The 23,967-nt window shown below is 71.3% G+C and carries 13 protein-coding genes, 1 tRNA gene and 1 pseudogene; 3 read left to right on the top strand and 12 right to left on the bottom strand.

Going from position 1 to position 23,967, the window contains the following annotated elements; all coding sequences use genetic code 11:
• The first annotated feature begins 51 nt into the window (after positions 1–51).
• Together ACIP82_RS19005 and ACIP82_RS19000 are read left to right on the top strand one after the other, a co-directional pair.
• Complete coding sequence (locus ACIP82_RS19005) at positions 52–1,353, top strand: DUF2786 domain-containing protein (RefSeq protein WP_400654515.1); 1,302 nt, start codon at positions 52–54, stop codon at positions 1,351–1,353.
• Positions 1,354–1,408: 55 nt separating this feature from the next.
• Entirely contained in the window at positions 1,409–2,509 is a 1,101-nt protein-coding gene (locus tag ACIP82_RS19000) for an ADP-ribosylglycohydrolase family protein (RefSeq protein ID WP_363605833.1), read from the top strand.
• Positions 2,510–2,521: 12 nt separating this feature from the next.
• Here ACIP82_RS19000 and ACIP82_RS18995 read toward each other — a convergent pair whose 3' ends face one another.
• From ACIP82_RS18995 to ACIP82_RS18985, 3 genes are all read right to left on the bottom strand, one after another.
• The gene (locus ACIP82_RS18995; RefSeq protein WP_363605834.1) at positions 2,522–3,895 is read right to left on the bottom strand and encodes a serpin family protein; all 1,374 of its coding nucleotides are present in this window, start codon (positions 3,893–3,895) and stop codon (positions 2,522–2,524) included.
• Between the two features lie 104 nt (positions 3,896–3,999).
• On the bottom strand, positions 4,000–5,214 hold the full coding sequence (locus ACIP82_RS18990) for a cytochrome P450 (RefSeq protein WP_363605835.1): 1,215 nt from the start codon (positions 5,212–5,214) through the stop codon (positions 4,000–4,002).
• Positions 5,215–5,295: 81 nt separating this feature from the next.
• Positions 5,296–6,036, bottom strand: coding sequence for an NAD-dependent deacylase (locus ACIP82_RS18985; RefSeq protein WP_363605837.1), 741 nt, complete (start codon positions 6,034–6,036; stop codon positions 5,296–5,298).
• A 112-nt stretch (positions 6,037–6,148) separates the two neighbouring features.
• Between ACIP82_RS18985 and ACIP82_RS18980 the strand changes: the two are divergent.
• A pseudogene (locus tag ACIP82_RS18980) lies at positions 6,149–6,488 on the top strand (AAA family ATPase); the annotation flags it as partial.
• Between the two features lie 364 nt (positions 6,489–6,852).
• Here the strand turns inward: ACIP82_RS18980 and ACIP82_RS18975 are convergent.
• From ACIP82_RS18975 to ACIP82_RS18935, 9 genes are all read right to left on the bottom strand, one after another.
• Positions 6,853–11,712, bottom strand: coding sequence for an AAA domain-containing protein (locus ACIP82_RS18975; RefSeq protein WP_400654511.1), 4,860 nt, complete (start codon positions 11,710–11,712; stop codon positions 6,853–6,855).
• 273 nt (positions 11,713–11,985) lie between these two features.
• A tRNA-Met gene (locus tag ACIP82_RS18970) sits at positions 11,986–12,059 on the bottom strand.
• Positions 12,060–12,302: 243 nt separating this feature from the next.
• Entirely contained in the window at positions 12,303–16,196 is a 3,894-nt protein-coding gene (locus ACIP82_RS18965) for a DNA-directed RNA polymerase subunit beta' (protein WP_400654509.1), read from the bottom strand.
• A 101-nt stretch (positions 16,197–16,297) separates the two neighbouring features.
• Positions 16,298–19,774, bottom strand: coding sequence for a DNA-directed RNA polymerase subunit beta (gene rpoB / locus ACIP82_RS18960; protein WP_363605848.1), 3,477 nt, complete (start codon positions 19,772–19,774; stop codon positions 16,298–16,300).
• Positions 19,775–20,505: 731 nt separating this feature from the next.
• Positions 20,506–20,886 carry a 50S ribosomal protein L7/L12 gene (rplL, locus tag ACIP82_RS18955; RefSeq protein WP_363605850.1) on the bottom strand — a complete coding sequence of 127 codons (381 nt, stop codon included), beginning with the start codon at positions 20,884–20,886 and terminating at the stop codon, positions 20,506–20,508.
• A gap of 114 nt (positions 20,887–21,000) precedes the next feature.
• Positions 21,001–21,564: a 50S ribosomal protein L10 gene (gene rplJ, locus ACIP82_RS18950; protein WP_363605851.1), complete on the bottom strand. Its 564-nt coding sequence runs from the start codon at positions 21,562–21,564 to the stop codon at positions 21,001–21,003.
• 363 nt (positions 21,565–21,927) lie between these two features.
• Positions 21,928–22,794: a hypothetical protein gene (locus tag ACIP82_RS18945; RefSeq protein ID WP_400654506.1), complete on the bottom strand. Its 867-nt coding sequence runs from the start codon at positions 22,792–22,794 to the stop codon at positions 21,928–21,930.
• A gap of 52 nt (positions 22,795–22,846) precedes the next feature.
• Complete coding sequence (locus ACIP82_RS18940) at positions 22,847–23,053, bottom strand: hypothetical protein (protein WP_400654504.1); 207 nt, start codon at positions 23,051–23,053, stop codon at positions 22,847–22,849.
• Positions 23,054–23,160: 107 nt separating this feature from the next.
• Positions 23,161–23,955 carry a hypothetical protein gene (locus ACIP82_RS18935; RefSeq protein ID WP_400654502.1) on the bottom strand — a complete coding sequence of 265 codons (795 nt, stop codon included), beginning with the start codon at positions 23,953–23,955 and terminating at the stop codon, positions 23,161–23,163.
• Positions 23,956–23,967 lie beyond the last annotated feature (12 nt).

The following is a 23,967-nucleotide window of genomic DNA, read 5'->3' as shown; positions in this document are numbered from 1 at the left end:
GGGAGAGCCGGCCCGGTCACGGGACCGGGCGTGACGAGGACGGGACACACCGTGGGCAAGCGCAGGCAGCACGGCGGGGCCGGGGCGAACGGGAGCGCCGGGCCGTTGCTGGACCAGGCGCTGCGGGCGGTGCTGACGGCACCGGAGGACGGGCTGGATCTCGCGCTCGACACCGGGGCCTCGCTGCTGGCCGCCTCGGCCGGGCAGTGGCCGGCGGTGAGCCGGGCGCTGCTGGGCCACGCGGACACGGCGGTCGGGCGGTGCTGGTCGGCCGGGTGGCGCCCGGCGGACCTGACCCGGGTGGTGCGGCGGGAGCTGAAGCCGGTCCATCTGGCGCTCGCGGTGGACCTGATCGCCGCCGAGGGCCGACGCCACCCGGCGGCCGCGCTGGACCGGCGCTGGCAGGAGCAGCTGCGCGAGCTGGAGACCGAGGCCTGGTGGCCGGACGACGAGGCGTACCTCGCCGCCTTCGCCCACCGGCACCGGCTGGACCGCTTCGCGCTGGCCACCGCCGTACTGGAGCTGCTGCGGACCTGGGGCCGGCTGCCGCCGATCGCCCCGGTCGGCCCGGCGCCCGGGCAGCCGCCCCGGGTGGAACACCGGGCGCGGCGCCCGGTGCCGGGCGAGCCGCGGATGCTGTCGCGGATCCGGGCGCTGCTGGCGAAGGCCGAGTCCACCGAGTACCCGGAGGAGGCCGAGGCGCTGACCGCCAAGGCCCAGCAGCTGATCGCCCAGCACAGCATCGACGAGGCGCTGCTGGCCGTCAGCGCCGACCGGGACGCCCCGGCGTCGCTGCGGATCGGCGTGGACAACCCGTACGAGAGCCCGAAGGCGATGCTGCTGGACGCGGTGGCGGCGGCGAACCGGTGCCGGGTGGTGTGGGCGAAGGAGTTCGGCTTCTGCACCATCATCGGCTTCGACGGCGACCTGGACGGCGTCGAACTGCTGTACACCTCGCTGCTGGTGCAGGCCACCGCGGCCATGAACAGGTCGGGCGCCCGCCAGCACCTGGACGGCGCCTCGCGGACCAAGGCGTTCCGGCAGTCCTTCCTGGTGGCGTACGCGGCGCGGATCCGCGAGCGGCTGACCGCCGCCACCGAGCAGGCCACCAGCGCCGCGGCGGCCGGGCGGCACCTGCGCGAGGACGGCACCGAGGAGCAACTGGTGCCCGACGAGCGGCTGCTGCCGGCGCTGGCGGCCCGCTCGGAGGCGGTGGACCAGGAGGTCGGGCGGATGTTCCCGAAGCTGGTCTCGCAGCGGGTGCGGGTGAGCGACGGCGAGGGCTGGGCGGCCGGGCGGGCGGCCGCCGACCGGGCCGCCCTGCACGGCCGGGCCGGGGAGATCCGCGGCTAGGCCGTGGGGCCGGGCCTGATAGAACGGAATCCGTTGCGAACGACGGGGACCGACGATGACGGAGTCGGGGTACACGGACCGGGTGCGCGGGGCGCTGCTCGGCGGGGCGGTCGGGGACGCTCTCGGCTGGCCGGTGGAGTTCCAGCAGCTCTACCAGATCCGGGAGCGGTACGGCCCGGCCGGGGTGACCGGGCTGCCGGCCGGCGGCCGGGTCGCCGAGGTCACCGACGACACCCAGATGACGCTGTTCACCGCCGAGGGGCTGATCCGCGGCTTCGTCCGGGGCTGGACGGGCGGCGGCGGCTCGGTGCCGGAGGCCGTCCACGGTGCCTACCGGCGCTGGCTGCTGACGCAGCAGCAGGACGCGCCCGACCCCGGTCCACTCCCCCGCCCGTACGACGGCTGGCTGCTGCGCGAGCCGTTCCTGTACGCGCGGCGGGCCCCGGGCAACGCCTGCCTGAGCGGGGTGTCGCAGTACCCGGAGTTCCCGGCGCCGGTCGCGTTCGGGCAGCCGGGGCCGGTCAACGCGCACTCCAAGGGGTGCGGCACGGTGATGCGCTCGGCGCCGTTCGGGCTGGCCCGGCTGGGCGTCGAGCAGTCCTTCGGACTGGCCGCCCAGTGCGCGCAGCTCACCCACGGGCACCCGACCGGCTATCTGGCGGCGGGCGCCTTCGCGGCGCTGGTCGAGCGGCTGGCGGACGGGGTCGAGCCGTGGACGGCGGTCGGGCGGACCATCGAGCAGACCGGCACCTGGCCGGGCGCCGAGGAGACGGTCCGGGCGCTGCACCGGGCGGTGCGGGTGGCCGAGGAGGGCGAGCCGTCGGCGGACGCGGTGGAGCGGGTCGGACTCGGCTGGATCGCCGAGGAGTGCCTGGCCATCGCGGTGTACTGCCTGCTGGCCGCGGCCTCCGGGCCGGACCGGGCCCGGGCGGCGCTGCTGCTGTCGGTGAACCACTCCGGGGACAGCGACTCGACCGGCGCGGTCTGCGGCAACCTGGTCGGCGCGGCGTACGGCGCCTCGGCCCTGCCGGCGGAGTGGACCGAGGCGGTCGAGGGCCGGGAGACGCTGCTGCGGGTCGCCGACGACCTGGTGGTGCTGTTCGGCAGCCGGGAGCCGGCCCACCCGGCGCTCGGCGGGCGCTACCCGGCCGGGTGAGCCGGCGCCCGGTCACCCGGCCTGCGGGTCGGTGACCTGGCCGAGGAAGAGCGGCCGGCCGGTCGTGGTGTCCCGGACCAGGAACAGGAACGGCCGGTCGATGTGCAGCTCGACGGCCTGCCGCGGGGCCTGCGCGGCCGTTGCCACCACGCCCACGCCGCTGCCCGCGGCGGCCACCGTGCCCTCCTCGTCCACCTGGACGGTGGCCTTCTGCACCACCGTGCCGACCCTCAGCGACTCGTGCGCCCCCGGCCCGGTGAGGCCGCTGAGGTCGGCCGCGTCGAAGGCCGCCGCCACGCCGAGCGCGCGCAGCGCGGGCACCAGGTCGTCGGCGGTGTCGAAGCGGAAGCGCGGCAGGGTCAGATCGACCGGCCGTTCGGCGAGCGCGCCGAGGATCGTGTCGAGCTGGGCCTGGTCCAGACCCTTGGCGAAGGCCGCGAAGCCGCCCTGCGCCGGCACCACCAGATCCATCGCCAACCCGCCGTCCTCATAGGGGAGTTCGACGGCCTGCCAGGGTTCCCCGAGGATGCCGCCGGAGCCCTCGGCATAGCGGAAGGTGCCGGTCTGGCCCATCGTGCCGACGTTCGGCGCGGAGCCGTCCAGCCGGTGGAACGGCCGGTCGGAGGTGTGCGCGGCCTTGAACGGCGAGGCCCACTTCGCCTTGAGGTAGAGCGCGTCGGTGAGCGCCAGCCTGGTGTCCGAGGTGATCGCGCCCTTCCCGAAGAGGTCCTTGATCCGCCCCTCGGTCGCCTTCTCCACGGCCGCGTTGACAGTCCTGCGGGAGCCGTCCGGGTCCTTGGCGAAGTCGGTGGTGTGGACGCCGGTGTCGAAGGCGGCGGCGAGGGTGCGCAGGTAGTCCTGGCCGAGCGGGAAGCCCTGCTGGGCCCAGAGCGCGTCGGACTGGCGCAGGGTCAGGCCGTCGGTCGGCGGGACACGGCGGTTGAGGGCGCCGGTGGCGAGCGCGTACTGCTCCGGGGCGAGGTCGGTGTGCAGGACCCTGGCGAGTTCGTCGGCGGTGGCGCCGCGGGCGCCGGGCAGCAGCATGGCGAGCGCGGTGGCCAGGCCGGACGGGGAGAGCACGAGGTTGCGGCCGGCCTGGTCGGGGGCCGCGGTGAGGGTGTGCAGAAGGTCCAGGCCGAAGGCGCTGGTGGCGGTGGCGGTGGCGGCGACCCGGGCGGGGTCGACGGGCGCCGGGGTCTCGGGCGCCGAGACCCGGACGACCACGGGGTCGGCGGCGCCGGTGCTGCCGCAGCCGGTGAGCAGCGACGCGGCGAGCGCGGCGGTGAGCAGCAGCGCCGCCGGGCCGCGGGAGCTGCGGGCGGCGGGCGGGCGGCCGTCGCGGTGGAGACGGCGGTGGCTGCGATTGCGGCTGGTGCGGCTCGTCATGGCGGTTCGACGCGGCACCGGCCCGAGCGGTTCCGCCACGCCCTTTCCGGCGGCCCGGACCTCGGCCGGCCCGGGTCTCCCGGCGGCCCGGGCCTCTCGGGGCCTCAGACCTCGACCAGCAGTTCCTCCAGCCCGCGGATCACATAGCCCGGGCGCCACTCGGGCTCGCGGACCAGCCGCAGGCCCGGCGCCCGGCGCAGCAGCGCGCCGTACGACTCGGTGAGCTCAAGTCTGGCAAGGGGAGCGCCCAGACAGAAGTGGATTCCGGCGCCGAAGGTGATGTGCGGGTTGTCGGCGCGGCCGAGGTCGAGCCGGTCGGGGTCGGCGAAACGCTCCGGGTCGCGGTTGGCGGAGCCGAAGAGCAGCGCGATCTCGGAGCCGCGCGGGATGGTCACCCCGCGCACCTCGATGTCCTCCAGCACCCAGCGCTCGAACATCTGCAGCGGGGTGTCCCAGCGCATCAGCTCCTCGACGGCGGTGGGCAGCAGTTCGTCCACCGAGCCGCGCAGCCGGGCGAGTTCGTCCGGGTTGCGGAAGAGCGCCCACCAGCCGTTGCCGGTGGTGTTGACGGTCGCCTCGTGGCCGGCGTTGAGGAGGAGCACGCAGGTGGAGATCATCTCCTGCTCGCTGAGCGCGTCCGAGCCCTCCTGGGCCTGGATCAGCGCGCTGATCAGGTCGGAGCCGGGGGCGGTCCGGCGCTCGCGGATCAGGGTCCGCAGGTAGTCGGAGAACTCGATGCTCGCCGTGACGGCCCGGCGGGCGGCCTCCTCGGTGGGGTTGAGTTCGAACATGCCGGTGATGTCGGCGGACCACGGCCGCAGCAGGTGCCGGTCGGACGTCGGCACGCCCAGCATCTCGGCGATCACCGCGACCGGCAGCGGCTCGGCGACGGCGCTGATCAGGTCCCCGCCGCCGGCCGCGAGCAGCCCGTCCACCAGCTCCCCCGCCAGCCGCTGGACGGTCGGCCGCAGCCCCTCGACCATGCGCGGGGTGAACGCCTTGGACACCAGCCGGCGGATCCGGGTGTGGTCCGGGGCCTCCAGGTCGAGCAGCCCGTGGTCGTTGAGGGTGTGGAACGGCTCGTGCGCCGGGTCGGGCACGGGCCGGCCGAACTCTTCGTGGGTGAACCGGTGGGTGTACGTGCGCCCGAGCCGCCGGTCCCGCAGCAGCGCGCTGACGTCCTCGAAGCGCGACACCAGCCACTGCCCGGTCGGCTCGTAGTACGTCACCGGTGCCTGCTCGCGCAGCTCGGCGTACGCGTCGTACGGATGGGCCACGAACGCCGCCGACCAGGGGTCGAACTTCGCCGTCGTCGTCATTGCTCGATCACTCCAGGCTGTGAGGGGAAGCCGGAAGGATTATCGTACGCATGCGGCCGGTTCGCCCCGGGGCCCACCCGGTCAGACCGATCCGGCCAGCAGCCGCCGGACCAGCGCCGGGAGGGCGATGGAGATCGGCTCACGGACCACCTCGGCGGCGGCCTCGTCGAACGGGGTCGGCTCGCCGTTGACCACGATCAGACGGGCGCCGGACTCGACGGCGATCTGCGGGAGGGCGGCCACCGGGTAGACCTGGAGGCTGGTGCCGACCGCGACGAAGAGGTCGCAGGCCCTGGCGATGGCGTCGGCCTGCTGGAGCACCACCGGATCCAGGGCCTCGCCGAACATCACCGTGCGGGGCTTGAGCACCCCGCCGCACTCCTGGCAGGCGGGATCCGGCTCGCCCGCCGCGACCCGCTCCAGCGCCTCGGCCATCGACCCGTGGACCCCGCAGCGCACACACTGCACCTCCCGTGCGGTGCCGTGCAGTTCGAGCACCTTGCGGGCGGGCAGACCGGCCCGCTGGTGCAGGCCGTCGACGTTCTGGGTGAGCACCCGCACCGGCAGGCCGCCGCGCTCCAGCTCGACCAGCGCCCGGTGGCCGGCGTTGGGCTCGGCGGCGAGCGCGCCCGCGTCCCGGCGCATCAGCCAGGCCCGCCGGCGCACCTGCGGATCGGTCAGGTAGGGGCCGATGGTGACCAGCTCCTGGGCGGCCGGGTCGCGCTGCCAGAGGCCGTTCGGACCGCGGTAGTCGGGGATGCCGGAGTCGGTGGAGATGCCGGCACCGGTGAGCACGGCGATCAGCGGGCGCTTCGCGTTCATGCCCCGGACGGTACGGGCACCCGCGCCGCGGCCGCCACCGGAAATCCGGATGCGCCGCGTCAACTCCCGTCGCGTACTTGCCGGGCCGCCACCACCGTACCGAAGGAGCCCCGTGCAGGGAGCCGTCCCTGTCTCGCCCGCCCAGATCCCCGAGCTGCTGCTCGCTGGCCACCGTCCGGCCGGTGTTCCTCTGGGGCGCTTCCGGCATCGGCAAGTCCAGCCCGGTCCGGGCGTTCGCCGACTCGCTAGGCCTGGAGTGCGTGAGCCTGGTCGGCACCCAGCTCGCCCCGGAGGACCTGATCGGTGTCCCCCAGCTCACCCCCGAGGGCCGCTCCCGGTTCTGCCCGCCCGAGCACATCGCCCGCGACAGGCCGTACTGCCTCTTCCTGGACGAGCTCAACGCGGCCACCCCGGACGTCCAGAAGGCGTTCTACTCACTGATCCTGGACCGCCCGCGCCGAGGACTTCCCGCCCGGCGCCCCCGTCCTGGTGATCACCGACGGCGAGTGCGACGTCCTGCGCATCCGCCGCGAGCACGCCTTCCTCGTCCCGCAGGGCGCCGGCCTGCCCTTCACCCCGCGCGGGCCGGTCTTCCGAATGCGCTGAGTCCTTCCCCGGCTACCGTGAACAGCGCCGTCGAACGACCGGCCCACCCCCGTCAACGCCCACCTTTCCACCGGGGCTCCTCCGCCGCGTCCCGGTTCCCGACACGCCCTGGGCCTCCCCCGCCCGAACGGTCTCCCCGGCGCCCTCTACGAGGGAACTCGCGGCGGAAGGCCGGGAGTCACGCGGCTCCCGGCCTTCCGCTCCGCGGGATCAGTCCTCGACGAAGCGCACCACGGCGTGCTCGCTGCCGTCCCGCCCGACCGTGTAGGACACCCGCTCGCCCACCTCGGACCAGAGCAGCACCGACGCAAGGCCGGAGTGCGGTGAGATCCGCTCGGCCTCCGAGTTCGGAACCGCCGACATCACGTAGCGGACCACCTCCGACGAGCCCTCGTGCTCGACCCCGACGATCGTGCCCGGCAGGACGACCCCGCTCCCGGCCAGCGCCGGGTCCGGGGTCACCCTGGCCAGGTAGTGGCGCAGGAACTCCAGCCGCTCCTCGTCGCGGGCCCGGGCCATCGCATCCCCGGCCGGGGCGTGCAGACGCTCCGCCAGCCGGGCCAGCTCCCGCTGCACCCGTTCGTACGAGTTCACCGACACGGGCCGCCGCCGCAGGACCAATCCGGGCCCGGGCTCGGACACGGGCAGAAGCACCGGCGCAAGCCCGGCCAGCTCCGCAACCGCCCCCGCACCCTCCGGCTCGATCCCGAGCCGCGCCAGCTCCGCCCAGAGCGGCTCAAGCGCCCGCTCGGGATCGAGAAAGTAGCGGCTCCCCCTGATTCGGACGAACGTCCACCCCACCCGTTCCAGCTCGCGCTGACGCGCCGCGTCCGCGTCCGCGTTCTCCTCGTTGTGGAAGGCATCGCCGTCACACTCGACTGCCAGCCGCCGGGTGCCCCCCTCCACCACCAGGTCGATCCGGTACCGGCCGGCCGGGTACTGCGGCCGAACCCGGAAGCGGCGCCCTCGCAGCGCGAGGAACACCCGTTGCTCGAAGAGGCTGTCAAAGGCCTCGTGCCGGACGTCCGCCGTCACGTCGTCGAGGCCCAGGCCGTCCTGCTCCTCGCCCGGCCGGGTGCAGTAATCCAGGTACTTGCGCCGCAGGTCGGTCGCCCCGAGGTCGGTCGAGGTGAAGCTGTGGAACAGCCAGACCTGGTCCCGGGCACGCGAGGCAGCGACATTGAGCCGCTGCTGCATCGCCTCGCTGGAGAACGGGCCCGGCCGGCGCGCGCCGTGCTCGTCGGCGAGACTCACCACCAGGCTGATGAAGACGATGTCCCGCTCGTCGCCCTGGAAGTCCTCGGCGTCCCCGACCCTGATCCGCCGCTGCTGCCGCTCGTCCAGCGGGAGCCGGTCGGCCAGCAGGTCCTCGATCTCCTGTTTCTGGCCGTTCCCCAGCATGGTGATGACGCCCATGGTTCGGCCCCGGTACGCCGGGTCGGCGCAGCACCGAACCACCGCCTCGGACAGTCGCTCGGCCTCGGCCCGGTTGCGCTGCCGGGTGCCGGTGCCCTCGATGAAGGCGCCCGGCACGTGGACCGTGCGGATCGGCGGCAGCCGGTCGGCGCCGAACTGACGCAGCGGCTGAAGCCTGCCGTTGTAGGCGAGTTCGTTGGAGAAACCGATGATCTCCGGCATGCACCGGAAGTGCTCCTGCAGCATCAGCTTGCCCCGCCCGCCGGCGAGCCCGCCGGCGATGTCGAAGAAGCTGGCGGTGGGGCTGAAGAGATTGCGGCGGGAGGCCGGCAACGCGTCCAGCAGGCGGTTCTGCAGTTGGAAGAGCTGCTCTTGGTCCAGACCGACGTTGGCCGGGCTGACCTGCTTGTCGTCACCGACGACGATGATCTTCTTGCCGAGCCAGGCCAGCAGCAGGGCCTCCGGCCCGGACTGGCTGGCCTCGTCGATGATCACCACATCGAACCGGCCCGCCTCCTCCATCGGCACAGTAGCGGTCACCTGGTAGAGCGGCATGATCCAGGCGGGTACGGCGCCCTGGCACTCGCGCAGCGCGTCCCGGGCCTGCTGCCGGTAGCGGTGGGCGTACTTACCGGTCCCCTTGCCGAAGCGGCCGACGCTCTGCTGGTACGAAGTGAGAGCCACCGCCTCGGAGTTGGTCAGTCGCCGCAGACAGCCGTCCCAGGAACGGTCCGCCGCCAGCTTCTCCAGCATGATCCGGATCTCGCCGTCGGCCTCCGCCAGCAAGGTCCGTTGCTTCATCTCCGCCGCCGGGTCGGTCAGCTCCCGCATCCGCGCCGACCAAACCGACCAGGCCCAGGCCTCGGCGAGCCGGGGCAACCGGTGGTCCCAATCGCCGTCCTCGGGGGTCTGCGCCAGCCGGTCCGCGAGCTCCGGCAGAGCCCGCTGGACGGGCACCCGCGCCTGTTCAAAGGCGGTCCACAGCTCCAACGAAGCAGACAGCGCGGCGAGTTCCCCGACATACTCACGGTACCGCTCGACATCCCGGGCACGAACGGCGCCGAGCAGCGGCAGCAGCGGCGCGCGGCCGGTCCCCGGCCGGTCGGCCCAGCCGACCAGAGTCTGTTCGAGGCCGGCCAGCCGGGAACGCGGCTCCTCGGCGAGCCGCAAGGCGCGGTGGGCCCGCAGCACGTCCCGGGCGGCCTCGCAGGTCTCCCGCCGCTGCCAGGGCCGGACCGTCAGTACCGGTGCCAGGGTCAGGGCCGCGATCAGGTCGGCCCGCCGAGCCGCGAGGTCGACGAGCCGCTGGAGCACGGCGGCCGCGGCCTCCAGAACGGCCAGCCGACGGGACTGAGCCTGCCACGGTCGGGCACCCTCGCCCCACTCCCGCTCGACCTCCTGGAGGTGCCGTTCGAGCAGCACCTGCTGGAGCACGAGTGCCGCGGCCGCCTCGGTGTCGGTGACGGCGCCGTCCACCCGGACCTGCTCAGGGAAGTCGCCGACCTCCTTGCGCAGCTTTGTCTTCAGGCCGAGTGCACCGCGCAGCTTCTCCCCGGCCGCGAGGCCATCCCGCAGCACGGTGGCCAGGGTCAGTGCGTGGGCCGGTTCGTAGGCGTCCAGGCCATCCACCTGGGTACCGCCGAGCGCCCGGACGGCCTGCCGGGCGCCCTCCAGGGCCTGTACCGTCGCCGCGTGGCGGCCGCGCAACTGCCAGTCCTGGCCGGTGAGCGCTTCCTCCAGGAGCGGCTCCGCCCACGCCGGAGCCTGGTTCTCGGCGACGGCCCGGGCCGTCTCGAACGCCTCCAGCGCCGTCGCCAGGGTGTCCTGCGCGACGGGGTCGAGCCGCTCGATCTCCTCGTCGAGCAGGCCCGCCAACTCGCTCCCGGCCAGCGCGGCGCGGCCCTGCTCGGCGTTCCGCACGGCTGTCACGTCCTGCTCGAACGCGGTGGGGCCGGGCAGCTCGGCCTGGTCCGGCAGCGCCTGGACCCCCTCGACGGCGGCCCGGTGGTCGGCGGTGCAGGCGCGGGACGCGGCCAGCAGTGCCAGTGCCGCCGCGGCTCCGGGCTGCGGCTGCTCGGCCGGCACCGGACCCAGCCAGTCCAGCTCGGGCTGCTCCGCCGAGAGCCGCCGGGCGATCTCCTGGAGGGTTCCCTGGTAGTCCCCGATCCCCGGCGGGTGCCGGTAGGTCTCCTGCTCCCGGATGGCCCGCAGCTCACCGAGGGCCAGCGACTGGGCGCCACGCGCCGCACGCAGTCGCTGTTCCTGCTCCGCGATCCGCCGCGCATAGGCCCGGGGGTCGTAACCGCCCTGGCGTTCCAGGATCGCCTGGATCGACCCACGCAGCTCCTGCTGGGCGGCCAGTCCGTCGTCGGTCCGGCTGACACAGAGCTCGCGGATGCTGACCGGAAGCTTCTCCTTCAGCACCTTGAGTGCCCGTGCCGTGTGGCTGGTGATCAGCACCCGCTGTCCGTGCGCCAGCAGATCCGTGACCAGGTTCGCGATGGTGTGGGTCTTGCCGGTGCCGGGCGGGCCCTGGACGACCACCAGCCTGCTGTCGCGCAGCCGTTCGGCGATGGTCCGCTGTTCCTCGTTGGACGCCAGCGCGAAGTACGTCTCCCCGGTGTCACCAGCCCCGTCGGCCGGGTTCTCGGAATCCGTCCCGGTCTCCGCATCGGTGTCCGCGCCCGCGATGAACCGGAGCAGCTCGGTGGGCTCGGCGCCCTGCTCGATCTGCCGGGCTATCCCGTGCAGAGCCTCGATGTTGGTCCGCCGGCTGCGCTCGCGCAGGACCACAGCGGGAGCGAAGCCCACGACGGGCCGACCGCCGCCGGTCGCCCGGTGCTGCCGGACGTCGCGGTGGTAGCCGCCGCTCTCGTGGGCTGCGATCGCCCACACCTCCAGCGCCTGGTGGACCAGCTCGATCCCATCCGGCCCCGTGGCATTCCCAGCCTCCTCCAGCAGCCCGAGAATCGTCTCGCGGCTCTCGCTGCGGATCTTCTGGCCTGCGTCGAGCATCCCCTCCTCCAGTGCCAGGCCCGGCGTGTCCGGGTCGGCGGCCAGCGTGAGCAGCCCGGTCTGCCGGTCGAGTTCGAGCACGGCCCGCACGGACAGCAGGTGCCGGCGGATCGGTTCGTCGGAGGCCTCCCAGGTGAGGTAGCCGAAGGAAAGCACGAGTTCGTAGTTCTCGCCGAGGCCGGTGGCATCCTCGTGGATCCGGTACAGCTGCTCGTACAGCCGGCGCAGGGGCGCCGTCGCGCTCTGCCAGGCAGCCCAGTCGCTCCACGCGGCAGACCAGGCCTGGTGGTCCGCCTCCAGCCGCTGTGTGGCCTTCCACTCGGACCGCCGCACCGTCCGAGTGGTCTCCTCGACCGACCCGTCCGGGTGGACCACGTCGTGCGGCAGCTCGGCGGAGTCCCGCAGGGCTGGCGGCCCTGCGAGCCGGTGGTCCGTCAGGTCGGCGTCCTCCAGCCAGCGCCGCAGGGTGTCGTCGGGCAGTGGGCAATCCCGGTGCTCCGGCCGGGTTACCGCGAGCCAATGAGGTTCATCGCCTTCCAGCGGCGCTTCGAGGAAGCTCCGCACCTGCGGTGTCTCCCTCGGCACCTCAGCGAGCCAGAGCACGTGCTTGGCCTGGTCGAGCGAACGGATCGGCTTCACCCGGCTCTCCCCCGCCTCTGCGAGGTACCGGAAGATCTGCCGGACCCTCAGAGCGTCCCCGGGGGTGATGGTGCCGTGGCTGGACAACGGGCCTCACTCAGGAAAGGAGAAGACATGGAGGAAATGTGTGCCCGGGAAAGCCTAGGCGCCTTCCGCGCCCGTTCTGAAACGGCTTCGGAAGCCGAGACCGAGTTGGAACCACAGGCTTCGCCCCACCCGCCCGGAAATGCCGAAGGGCCCGGAGGCGAAATGCCTCCGGGCCCTTCACTGCAGTAGCGGGGACAGGATTTGAACCTGCGACCTCTGGGTTATGAGCCCAGCGAGCTACCGAGCTGCTCCACCCCGCGTCGGTAAACCTGACTCTACGCTACTTCGGCCGGGAAACCGAATCGGTTTCCCCGGGCCCCTCGGGCCGCACCGGGCAGCCGGGCGAAACACCGCCGGGCGGAGGCGATTTACGCCATTCACCGACGAGCCGGCCCGGTAGCGACAACCCGCGTACCCGACCGTCCCGCCCGGCGGTGACCGCCCCCGAAACGCCGCAGGGCGGCCACCCCGAATCGGGGTGACCGCCCTGCGGTACGAGACCGTCAGCCCGTGTAGGGGCCGTAGTCGTAGTCGTCCAGCGGAACCGCCTGGCCGGAGCCGGCGCCGAAGGGCGACAGGTCGTAGTCGTCGTAGCCGACGGCCGAGTACATCGCGGCCTTGGCCTCTTCGGTCGGCTCGACCCGGATGTTGCGGTAGCGGGGCAGACCCGTACCGGCCGGGATGAGCTTACCGAGGATGACGTTCTCCTTGAGGCCCAGCAGCGGGTCCGACTTGGCGTGGATCGCCGCGTCGGTGAGGACCCGGGTCGTCTCCTGGAAGGAGGCGGCCGACAGCCAGGACTCGGTGGCCAGCGAGGCCTTGGTGATACCCATCAGCTGCGGACGGCCGGAGGCGGGGTGACCGCCCTCGGAGACCACCCGACGGTTCTCGGTCTCGAAGCGGCCGCGCTCGACGAGCTCGCCCGGGAGCAGCTCGGCGTCGCCCGACTCGATGATCGTCACACGGCGGAGCATCTGCCGGATGATGATCTCGATGTGCTTGTCGTGGATCGACACACCCTGCGAGTTGTAGACCTTCTGGACCTCGGCGACCAGGTGGATCTGGACGGCACGCTGGCCCATGATCCGCAGCACGTCGTGCGGGTTGGTGGCACCCATGGTCAGCTTCTGGCCGACCTCGACCGCCTCGCCCTCGCTGACGAGCAGCTTCACACGCTTGGAGACCGGGTAGGCGATCTCGTCGGTGCCGTCGTCCGGCGTGACGACCAGCTTGCGGGTCTTCTCGGTGTCCTCGATGCGGACCCGGCCCTGGGCCTCCGAGATCGGGGCCACACCCTTGGGGGTACGGGCCTCGAAGAGCTCGACGACACGGGGCAGACCCTGGGTGATGTCGTCACCGGCCACACCACCGGTGTGGAAGGTACGCATGGTCAGCTGGGTACCGGGCTCACCGATGGACTGGGCGGCGATGATGCCGACCGCCTCACCGATGTCGACCAGCTTGCCGGTGGCCAGCGAACGCCCGTAGCACATGGCGCAGGTGCCGACGGCCGACTCACAGGTCAGGATCGAGCGGGTCTTGACCTCGCCGATGCCGTGGCGGATCAGCTCGTCGATCAGCACGTCACCGAGGTCGGTGTTGACGGTGGCAAGGAGCTTGCCGTCCACCGTGATGTCCTCGGCGAGCATGCGGGCGTAGACGCTGGTCTCGACGTCGTCGGCCTTGCGGAGCACACCGTCGACGCCCACGGAGCCGATCGCCAGCTTCAGGCCGCGCTCGGTGCCGCAGTCCTCCTCGCGAATGATGACGTCCTGGGAGACGTCGACCAGACGACGGGTGAGGTAACCGGAGTCGGCGGTACGCAGAGCGGTGTCGGCCAGACCCTTACGGGCACCGTGGGTGGAGATGAAGTACTCCAGCACGGACAGGCCCTCACGGAACGACGCCTTGATGGGACGGGCGATCGTCTCGTTCTTCGCGTTCGACACCAGACCACGCATACCGGCGATCTGGCGCATCTGCATCATGTTTCCACGAGCACCCGAGTCGACCATCATGAAGATGGGGTTCGTCTTCGGGAAGTTCTCGTTCATGGCCTCGGCGACCTCGTTGGTCGCCCGGGTCCAGATGCCGATGAGCTCCTGCTTGCGCTCGTCGTTGGTGATCAGACCGCGCTCGTACTGCTTCTGGATCTTCTCGGCCTGCGCCTCGTAGCCCTCAAGGATCTGGCCCTTGCTCGGCGGGACGACGACGTCGGAGATCGAGACGGTGACACCGGAACGGGTCGACCAGTGGAAGCCGGCCGCCTTCAGGTTGTCCAGGGTCGCCGCGACGACGACCTTCGGGTAGCGCTCGGCCAGGTCGTTGACGATCGCGGAGAGCTGCTTCTTGCCCACCTCGTAGTCGACGAACGGGTAGTCCTCGGGCAGCAGCTCGTTGAAGAGCGCGCGGCCCAGGGTGGTGCTCAGGCGGAAGGACTCGCCCTCGAACCAGGACGACTGGCCGTCCTCGTCCACCGGCGGGGTCCAGCCGCGCGGCGGGACGGTGCCGATCGGCAGACGCAGCTCGATCGGGGCCTGGACGTCCAGCTCGCGGGCGTCGAAGGCCATGATCGCCTCGGCGGTCGACGAGAAGGTGCGGCCGGCGCCCTTCACGTTCTCGCGGTCCGAGGTGAGGAAGAACAGACCGAGCACCATGTCCTGGGTCGGCATGGTGACGGGGCGACCGTCGGCCGGCTTCAGGATGTTGTTCGAGGACAGCATCAGGATGCGGGCCTCGGCCTGCGCCTCCGCGGAGAGCGGCAGGTGGACGGCCATCTGGTCGCCGTCGAAGTCCGCGTTGAACGCGGTGCAGACGAGCGGGTGGATCTGGATGGCCTTGCCCTCGACCAGCTGCGGCTCGAAGGCCTGGATGCCGAGGCGGTGCAGGGTGGGCGCACGGTTCAGCAGAACCGGGTGCTCGGCGATGACCTCTTCGAGGACGTCCCACACGACCGGGCGCGCGCGCTCGACCATGCGCTTGGCCGACTTGATGTTCTGCGCGTGGTTCAGGTCGACCAGGCGCTTCATCACGAACGGCTTGAAGAGCTCCAGCGCCATGGCCTTGGGCAGACCGCACTGGTGCAGCTTGAGCTGCGGGCCGACGACGATGACCGAACGGGCCGAGTAGTCGACTCGCTTGCCGAGCAGGTTCTGACGGAAACGACCCTGCTTGCCCTTCAGCATGTCGCTGAGGGACTTCAGCGGGCGGTTGCCCGGGCCGGTGACCGGACGGCCGCGGCGGCCGTTGTCGAACAGCGCGTCGACGGCCTCCTGGAGCATGCGCTTCTCGTTGTTCACGATGATCTCGGGGGCACCGAGGTCGAGCAGGCGCTTCAGGCGGTTGTTGCGGTTGATGACGCGGCGGTACAGGTCGTTCAGGTCGGAGGTCGCGAAGCGGCCACCGTCCAGCTGCACCATCGGACGCAGGTCCGGCGGGATGACCGGGACGCAGTCCAGCACCATGCCGTTGGGCTTGTTGGTGGTCTGCAGGAACGCGGAGACGACCTTGAGGCGCTTCAGCGCACGGGTCTTCTTCTGGCCCTTGCCGGTGCGGATGATCTCGCGCAGGCGCTCGGACTCCTCCGCCAGGTCGAAGGTCTCGAGGCGGTCCTTGAGGGCCGCCGCGCCCATCGAGCCGGAGAAGTAGGTGCCGAAGCGGTCGCGCAGCTCGCGGTAGAGCAGCTCGTCGCCCTCGAGGTCCTGGACCTTGAGGTTCTTGAAGCGGGCCCACACCTCGTCGAGGCGGTCGAGCTCGCGCTGCGCGCGGTCGCGCAGCTGCTTCATCTCGCGCTCGGCGCCCTCGCGCACCTTGCGGCGCACGTCGGCCTTGGCGCCCTCGGCCTCCAGCTCGGCCAGGTCGGTCTCGGCCTTCTTGGCACGGGCCTCGAGGTCGGAGTCGCGGCGGTTCTCGATCTGCTGACGCTCGACCGAGACGTGCGCCTCCAGGGACGGGAGGTCGCGCTGACGGCGCTCGTCGTCCACCCAGGTGATCATGTAGGCGGCGAAGTAGATGACCTTCTCGAGGTCCTTCGGCGCCAGGTCGAGCAGGTAGCCCAGACGCGACGGGACACCCTTGAAGTACCAGATGTGGGTGACCGGAGCGGCCAGCTCGATGTGGCCCATCCGCTCACGGCGCACCTTGGCGCGGGTCACCTCGACGCCGCAGCGCTCACAGATGATGCCCTTGAAGCGGACGCGCTTGTACTTACCGCAGTAGCACTCCCAGTCCCGGGTCGGGCCGAAGATCTTCTCGCAGAAGAGGCCGTCCTTTTCGGGCTTCAGGGTGCGGTAGTTGATGGTCTCCGGCTTCTTGACCTCGCCGTGCGACCACTGGCGGATGTCGTCGGCGGTGGCCAGGCCGATGCGGAGCTCGTCGAAGAAGTTGACGTCAAGCACTGGTCGTCAAGCCCTCTTTCGTAAGTCGAGAGTCGTTCATGTGGTCTGAGGGGGGCCTGGGGGCGGGCCGGCTGCTCAGCGGGCAGCCGGCCCAACCTCCGTCAGACCTCTTCGACGCTGCTGGGCTCGCGCCGGGACAGGTCGATGCCGAGCTCCTCGGCGGCGCGGAACACGTCCTCGTCGGAGTCCCGCATCTCGATGGACTGGCCGTCCGAGGACAGCACCTCCACGTTGAGGCAGAGCGACTGCATTTCCTTGATGAGCACCTTGAAGGACTCGGGAATGCCGGGCTCGGGGATGTTCTCGCCCTTGACGATGGCCTCGTAGACCTTCACGCGGCCGAGAACGTCGTCGGACTTGATGGTGAGCAGTTCCTGCAGCGCGTAGGCCGCGCCGTACGCCTCAAGGGCCCACACCTCCATCTCACCGAAGCGCTGACCACCGAACTGCGCCTTACCACCGAGCGGCTGCTGGGTGATCATCGAGTACGGACCGGTCGAACGGGCGTGCAGCTTGTCGTCGACCAGGTGGTGCAGCTTGAGGATGTACATGTAGCCGACCGAGACCGGCATCGGGAACGGCTCGCCGGAGCGGCCGTCGAACAGCCGGGCCTTACCGGTGGAGTTCACCAGGCGCTCACCGTCACGGGTGAGGGTGGTGTTGTCCAGCAGGCCGGTGATCTCGTCCTCGCGGGCGCCGTCGAAGACCGGGGTGGCGAGGTTGGTGCCACCCTCGACGGTGTCGGCGCCGATCGCCTGCAGGCGCTGGGCCCACTCGTCGGCGAGACCGGAGACGTCCCAGCCCTGCTTGGCGAGCCACCCGAGGTGGATCTCCAGGACCTGTCCCGGGTTCATTCGGGACGGGACACCCAGCGGGTTCAGGATGATGTCGACCGGGGTGCCGTCCTCCAGGAACGGCATGTCCTCGACCGGCAGGATCTTGGAGATGACGCCCTTGTTGCCGTGACGGCCGGCGAGCTTGTCACCGTTGGTGATCTTGCGCTTCTGGGCCACGTAGACGCGGACCAGCTGGTTCACGCCCGGGGGCAGCTCGTCGCCCTCTTCGCGGTCGAAGACGCGGACGCCGATGACCTTGCCGGACTCACCGTGCGGCACCTTGAGCGAGGTGTCGCGGACCTCACGGGCCTTCTCTCCGAAGATCGCGCGCAGCAGGCGCTCCTCCGGGGTCAGCTCGGTCTCACCCTTCGGGGTGACCTTGCCGACCAGGATGTCGCCGGTGACGACATCGGCGCCGATGCGGATGATGCCGCGCTCGTCGAGGTCGGCGAGGACCTCCTCGGAGACGTTCGGGATGTCCCGGGTGATCTCCTCGGGGCCCAGCTTGGTGTCACGGGCGTCGACCTCGTGCTCCTCGATGTGGATCGAGGAGAGGACGTCGTCCTGCACGAGGCGCTGCGACAGGATGATCGCGTCCTCGTAGTTGTGACCCTCCCAGGACATGAACGCCACGAGCAGGTTCTTGCCGAGGGCCATCTCGCCCTCGTCGGTGCAGGGACCGTCCGCGAGCACCTGGCCGGACTCGACCCGGGCGCCCTCGTCCACGAGCACCTTCTGGTTGAAGGCGGTGCCCTGGTTGGAGCGGGTGAACTTGGCGGCGCGGTACGTGGTGTACGTGCCGTCGTCGTTGGCCACGGTGACGTAGTCGGCCGAGACCTCCTGGACGACACCCGCCTTCTCGGCCGTGATGACATCGGCGGCGTCGACCGCGCAGCGGTACTCCATGCCGGTGCCGACCAGCGGGGCCTCGCTCTTCAGCAGCGGCACCGCCTGGCGCATCATGTTCGAGCCCATGAGCGCGCGGTTGGCGTCGTCGTGCTCGAGGAACGGGATCATGGCGGTCGCGACCGACACCATCTGGCGCGGCGAGACGTCCATGTAGTCGATCTCGCTGCCCGGGATGTAGTCGATCTCGCCGCCACGGCGGCGGACCAGGACACGCGGCTCGGCGAAGTGCAGGTCCGCGGTCAGCGGGGCGTTCGCCTGGGCGATGACGTAGCGGTCCTCCTCGTCGGCGGTGAGGTAGTCCACCTGCTCGGTGACCACACCGTCGACGACCTTGCGGTACGGGGTCTCGATGAAGCCGAAGGCGTTGACCCGGCCGTACGAGGCCAGCGACCCGATCAGACCGATGTTCGGGCCTTCGGGGGTCTCGATCGGACACATGCGGCCGTAGTGCGAGGGGTGCACGTCACGGACCTCGAAGCCGGCGCGCTCACGGGAGAGACCGCCGGGGCCGAGGGCGGACAGACGGCGCTTGTGGGTCAGGCCCGACAGCGGGTTCGTCTGGTCCATGAACTGCGACAGCTGGCTGGTGCCGAAGAACTCCTTGATGGAGGCGACGACCGGCCGGATGTTGATCAGGGTCTGCGGCGTGATCGCCTCGACGTCCTGGGTGGTCATGCGCTCGCGCACGACGCGCTCCATACGGGCGAGACCCGTACGGACCTGGTTCTGGATGAGCTCGCCGACGTTGCGCAGGCGGCGGTTGCCGAAGTGGTCGATGTCGTCGACCTCGACCACGATGTCGCGGCCGGCGTCGTCACGCCACTCGGTCTCGCCCGCGTGCAGCTTCACCAGGTACTTGATCGCACCGATGATGTCGGGCTCGGTGAGCACGCCGGAGTCCAGCGACTCGGCGTTGCCCAGCTTGCGGTTGACCTTGTAGCGGCCGACCTTCGCGAGGTCGTAGCGCTTCGGGTTGAAGTAGAGGTTCTCGAGCAGCGTCTGCGCGGCCTCACGCGTGGGCGGCTCGCCCGGACGCAGCTTGCGGTAGATGTCCAGCAGCGCGTCGTCCTGGCCCTGGGTGTGGTCCTTCTCCAGGGTGGCGCGCATCGACTCGTACTCGCCGAACTCCTCGAGAATCATCTCGTTGGTCCAGCCGAGAGCCTTGAGCAGCACCGTGACGGACTGCTTGCGCTTGCGGTCGATGCGGACACCGACCATGTCACGCTTGTCGATCTCCATCTCGAGCCAGGCACCACGCGAGGGGATGACCTTGCAGGAGTAGATGTCCTTGTCGGACACCTTGTCCAGGGTGGAGTCGAAGTAGACACCGGGGGAACGGACGAGCTGGGAGACGACGACACGCTCGGTGCCGTTGATCACGAACGTGCCCTTGTGGGTCATGAGCGGGAAGTCACCCATGAAGACCGTCTGAGACTTGATCTCACCGGTCTCGTTGTTCGTGAACTCGGCCGTGACGAAGAGCGGGGCGGCGAACGTGAAGTCGCGGTCCTTGCACTCGTCAATCGAGTTCTTCGGCGGCTCGAAACGGTGGTCGCGGAAGGTCAGCGACATCGACCCACTGAAGTCCTCGATCGGGGAGATCTCTTCGAAGATCTCCTCCAGACCGGACTTCGTGGGGACGTCCTGACCACTCTCCAGGGCCGCCTCGACCCGGGACTTCCAGGCCGCGTTGCCGAGCAGCCAGTCAAAGCTCTCGGTCTGCAGGGCCAGGAGGTTCGGGACCTCAAGGGGCTCCTTGATCTTCGCGAACGAGACGCGGAGCGGGGCGGTGGATGCGGCGGAATTGTTCGAGGCGTTGCGCGGCGCGGCCAAGAGGGGGGTCCTTCCGAGGGCTCGGAGCTCACTGCGCGCGTACCAGCCGGGCCTGGACGGGTTTGGTGCCGCCTTCCGCCACTGGCCTCCGCCGGGATCGAAATCCCAGGTCAGAGCCGTTTTGCGAAGGCAGTGCCAGACCCCTTCAGGGCAACGCCGACTCCGGGCGACGAGTCACGGAGCAGCTAACAGGCAGCGCAAAGGGACAGTGTAGCCAAACGGCACACTGCTGTCCAGCTCTGATTCGGAGACCGAATCGGAGACTCCTCCCGGTAGCCGGCGGACGCGTACGTCCACCGGGTACTGCACTGGCCCGGACACCGCCGGGCCCCATAACTCACGTGGAGTCACTTCCCGCTGAAGCCGCTGGTTATGCATCCAGCGGCGAACCAACCGGGCGGACTCGCGCCTTGAGAATCGCGCGCCGCGCCTGGTTCGTCAAGGGCCGGCCTCCGGCGCGGACCTCGACCCGTCCATCGGCCGGAAGCCCCCTGGCGTTACAGAAGCCGTGGTGGGGGCCACAGACGATGACAGCGATCACCATACCCGCCCGCACCGACAGTGCCGAGTGGGCTCTCGGCCACACTGGCGGCGGGCCTCCCGGGGGCCCGCTGGGGCCGGGTACGCGAAAAGGCCGGGCCGACCACCCGCAAGGGTGATCGGCCCGGCCTCGGGCCCCCTCAGAGGGGGCTCGGGGGTACTGCCTCCCGGCCGTCAGGGCCGGGAACAAGTCACTTGACGGTGACCTTGGCGCCGGCGGCCTCGAGGGCGGCCTTGGCCTTCTCGGCAACGTCCTTGGCAACCTTCTCCAGGACCTTGGCACCAGCGGTGTCAACGAGGTCCTTGGCCTCCTTCAGGCCGAGGGAGGTCAGGGTGCGCACCTCCTTGATGACCTGGATCTTCTTGTCGCCGGCACCCTCGAGGATGACGTCGAACTCGTCCTGCTCCTCAGCGGCCTCGACCGGGGCGCCCGGGGCAGCGATGCCCACGGCGACCGGGGCGGCAGCGGTGACGTCGAACTTCTCCTCGAAGGCCTTCACGAAGGCGGCGAGCTCGATGAGGGTGAGCTCCTCGAACTGCGCGAGCAGCTCGTCCTGGGACAGCTTCGCCATGATTGGCGTCCTTCCACTAAATCGGCAGGTGGTGCCGTATGTACGGGTTGGGCGGGCACGGGCCCGCAGCGAGGCGGTCAGCCTGCGGCCACGTCCTGGAGGGACATGGTGGTACTACTCCGCGGCCTCGTCCTCGGCGGCGGGAGCCGGCGTACCGGCACCGCCCTGCTCGACCTTGTCGCGAAGCGCGTCCACAGTGCGGACGAGCTTCGAGGGCAGGGCCTGGAAGAGCGCGGCAGCCTGCGACTGCTTGCCCTTCATGGCGCCGGCCAGCTTGGCGAGCAGCACCTCGCGGGACTCGAGGTCCGCGAGCTTCTTGATCTCATCGGCGGTCAGCGCCTTGCCGTCAAGGACACCGCCCTTGATGATGAGAGCGGGGTTCTCCTTGGCGAAGTCACGCAGAGCCTTCGCCGACTCCACCGGGTCACCGGTGACGAAGGCAACAGCCGTCGGACCCGCGAACAGGTCGTCCAGCTCCGTGATCCCGGCCTCGTTGGCAGCGATCTTGGTCAGCGTGTTCTTCACCACGGCGTACTGGGCGTTGTCACCCAGCGAGCGACGCAGGGTCTTAACCTGCTTCACCGTCAGACCGCGGTACTCGGTCAGCACGGCCGCGTTCGAGGCACGGAACTTGTCCGTGATCTCGGCGACGGCGGCAGCCTTGTCGGGCCTTGCCATAGGCTTACGCCTCCTTCCGTGATGTCGAAGTCGGGCCGACCGCGAAAGTCGACCATCTGCGCCTCGGACCGACCGGTCGTACGGAAGGAAAGCTCCTGCGGAAAAGCAGATGAGCCCCGGTGCGCAGGCGCACGGGGCTCAGTTCGACCTCGACAGGTGCACGCGAGACGCGCGAACCCGGAAGTCCAAGCTCCAAACACTCCTGCGCGGGCTGCCTGCGACAAGTCGCAGATCCTTCGGTCCCGTACTCCTCGCGGAGGCACGGCGACAACCAGCGGTCTTTGGCTCCGGTAACAGTAGCCGTACTCCGCCGTCCGGGGCAAATCGGCGCAGGTCGGCCCCTCGGAACGGCCGGCGGCGCGGTCAGCGGGCCAGTGAGGAGACGGTGCGGGTGCCGACGTCCTTGGTGTCCGCCTCGGCGGGGGCCTGCACCGAGAGGGGGCCGGCGAAGTCGGTGTAGAGCACCGAGTCGTCCGCCCGGCCGCTGTCCCCGGTCCCCGTGCGCTCCAGCTTGACCAGCTGGTCCTTGTCGTTCAGCCAGAGGTCCAGGGTCAGCGAGACCGAGCCGCCGGGGGCCAGCGCGGCCCGCAGCCCGTCCCGGCGGGCCTGGCTCAGCTGGGTCTGGGCGGCCGCGTACCGCTCGGCGCTGGTGGTGACCCGGTAGTGCTCCACCGTCGAGTCGTCGAACTTCTCCTCGCCGACGTACTGCGGGTCCGTCCCCTCGGCGGTGGCGGCGGCCAGCGCCTCGACCGGGTTGAGCAGGTCGATCAGCCCCGCGTACGGGATCTCCCGGTGGCCGTCCTGGCCCGGCTCGCCGGAGAACCGCTCCCAGTGCTTCCCGCCCAGCCGGGCCGCGGTGGCGGTGTCGCCGCCCTGGTAGGCCACGGTGTCCACGACGATCAGCTGCTCGGCGTCGGCCGGGGTGGAACGTTTGACCTGGAGGGCGGTCTTCGGCTGCCAGAACAGCGGTCCGGAGCCGGCGTCCGCCCCCAGCCGGTAGCTGACCTTGGCCCGGCGGGCGGTCTGCATCGCGAGCTGGGCCGAGAGCAGGACACCGTGCGGCGACCGGTCGGTCGGCTTGGCCGGGCCGGTCGGGGAGGCGCTGGTCGCGGTCGGGGTCGGGGTGCCGGACGGCTCCGGCGAGAGGCCGGAGGCCTGGCCGCACGCCGTCAGACCGCTCGCCAGCAGCACGGCGGCCACCGTGGCCGCCAGTCGCCGCCGCACCACCATTGCCCGACTCCCCTTTCGACCGGCCACCCGTCCCGGCGGCTCCGCTCCCCGCTCACCATGCCACCCGCTCCGCGACCTGCCGCCGCCACCCCCCTCGTACGCGAGCCGGGCGGGCTCGGCCGAAGAGCGCGAGCAGGTCCTTCTCGCCGCCGAGGTCGCCGTCCGTGCCGACCACCCGGATCCCGATCGCCCCGGCCTCCCCCTCGCCCGTCACGTCGGCCGCGGTGACGGCGACGGAAGCGAGGCGCGGAGCGCGCATGGGGGGTCCCCCGTGTGATCGAACTCCAAGCTGATTCTCAGCTCATGTGCAGCGGACTCTAACGGATCGCCAGGTCCGCCCGGCCACAACGCGCGGCCCCCGGCGGCTCAGTCCGTCGCGGCCGGTGGCTCCGTACCCGCCCCGGGCTCGGAGACGTCCGTCGTGGTGACCACGGTCGCGCCGGTCCCCTGGGCGGTGGCGCGCAGCCGCAGCAGGCGGTCCCCCGGCGCGACCCAGAAGTCGTAGCCGATCGCCGTGACCCCGCGTTCCCGGTAGTAGGCCAGCACCGCGGCGAGCCGGTCGGCGGTGAGCCCCTGGTCGGCGCCGAAGAAGTCGGTCACCGGAGCGGTGGCCCGGTAGTGCGCCACCGTGCCGCCGGCCAGTTCCTCGCCACCGAGCGAGGTGAACCTGCCGGTCAGCGCCATCGTGTACGCCCGGCCGCCCGGGTTGGCGACCAGCCCGGTCATCCAGCCGCCCGCGTAGCCGCCCGGGCCGGCGCCGGCCGCCGCGCGCGGGTCGAGCGACTCGGCGTCGGCCCGGTCCGCGTGCCTGGCCGGCCCGCCCTGGTACGCGAGGTCGAGCGCGCCGTTCCGGGCGGTCAGCAGGCCGGTGCCCAGCTCGTCGGTGACGGTCAGATCGGCCGTGTCGCGGGCGCCCCAGACCAGCGTGCCGCTCGCGGTGCGCCGCCCGGCCGGGCCCTCCTCGACCACGTCGACCCGCGCGCCGCCGGCGTCGTCCAGCGTCCGGACGGCCGAGAGCAGGACCTGCTTGGGCGGCCGGACGGTGCCCCGCTCGCCGTCGGGGGTGCGGTTCCCCGGCACTCCCATCCCGCTGCACGCCGCCGTGGCGCCGAGCAGCAACAGGGCCGCCACGAGGGCGGCGGGTCGAAGGGCTGGCGGCACGGCAACACTCCG

The organism is Kitasatospora sp. NPDC088548, from assembly GCF_044753005.1.
GTDB lineage: Bacteria > Actinomycetota > Actinomycetes > Streptomycetales > Streptomycetaceae > Kitasatospora.
This window is presented reverse-complemented; position numbering and strand designations above follow the sequence as displayed.

Coding starts and splice junctions, on each gene's coding strand:
- ACIP82_RS19000 (WP_363605833.1), top strand. CDS start 1,409: ATGACGGAGTCGGGGTACACGGACCGGGTGCGCGGGGCGCTGCTCGGC.
- ACIP82_RS18995 (WP_363605834.1), bottom strand. CDS start 3,895: ATGACGAGCCGCACCAGCCGCAATCGCAGCCACCGCCGTCTCCACCGC.
- ACIP82_RS18990 (WP_363605835.1), bottom strand. CDS start 5,214: ATGACGACGACGGCGAAGTTCGACCCCTGGTCGGCGGCGTTCGTGGCC.
- ACIP82_RS18985 (WP_363605837.1), bottom strand. CDS start 6,036: ATGAACGCGAAGCGCCCGCTGATCGCCGTGCTCACCGGTGCCGGCATC.
- rplL (WP_363605850.1), bottom strand. CDS start 20,886: ATGGCGAAGCTGTCCCAGGACGAGCTGCTCGCGCAGTTCGAGGAGCTC.
- rplJ (WP_363605851.1), bottom strand. CDS start 21,564: ATGGCAAGGCCCGACAAGGCTGCCGCCGTCGCCGAGATCACGGACAAG.
- ACIP82_RS18945 (WP_400654506.1), bottom strand. CDS start 22,794: ATGGTGGTGCGGCGGCGACTGGCGGCCACGGTGGCCGCCGTGCTGCTG.
- ACIP82_RS18940 (WP_400654504.1), bottom strand. CDS start 23,053: ATGCGCGCTCCGCGCCTCGCTTCCGTCGCCGTCACCGCGGCCGACGTG.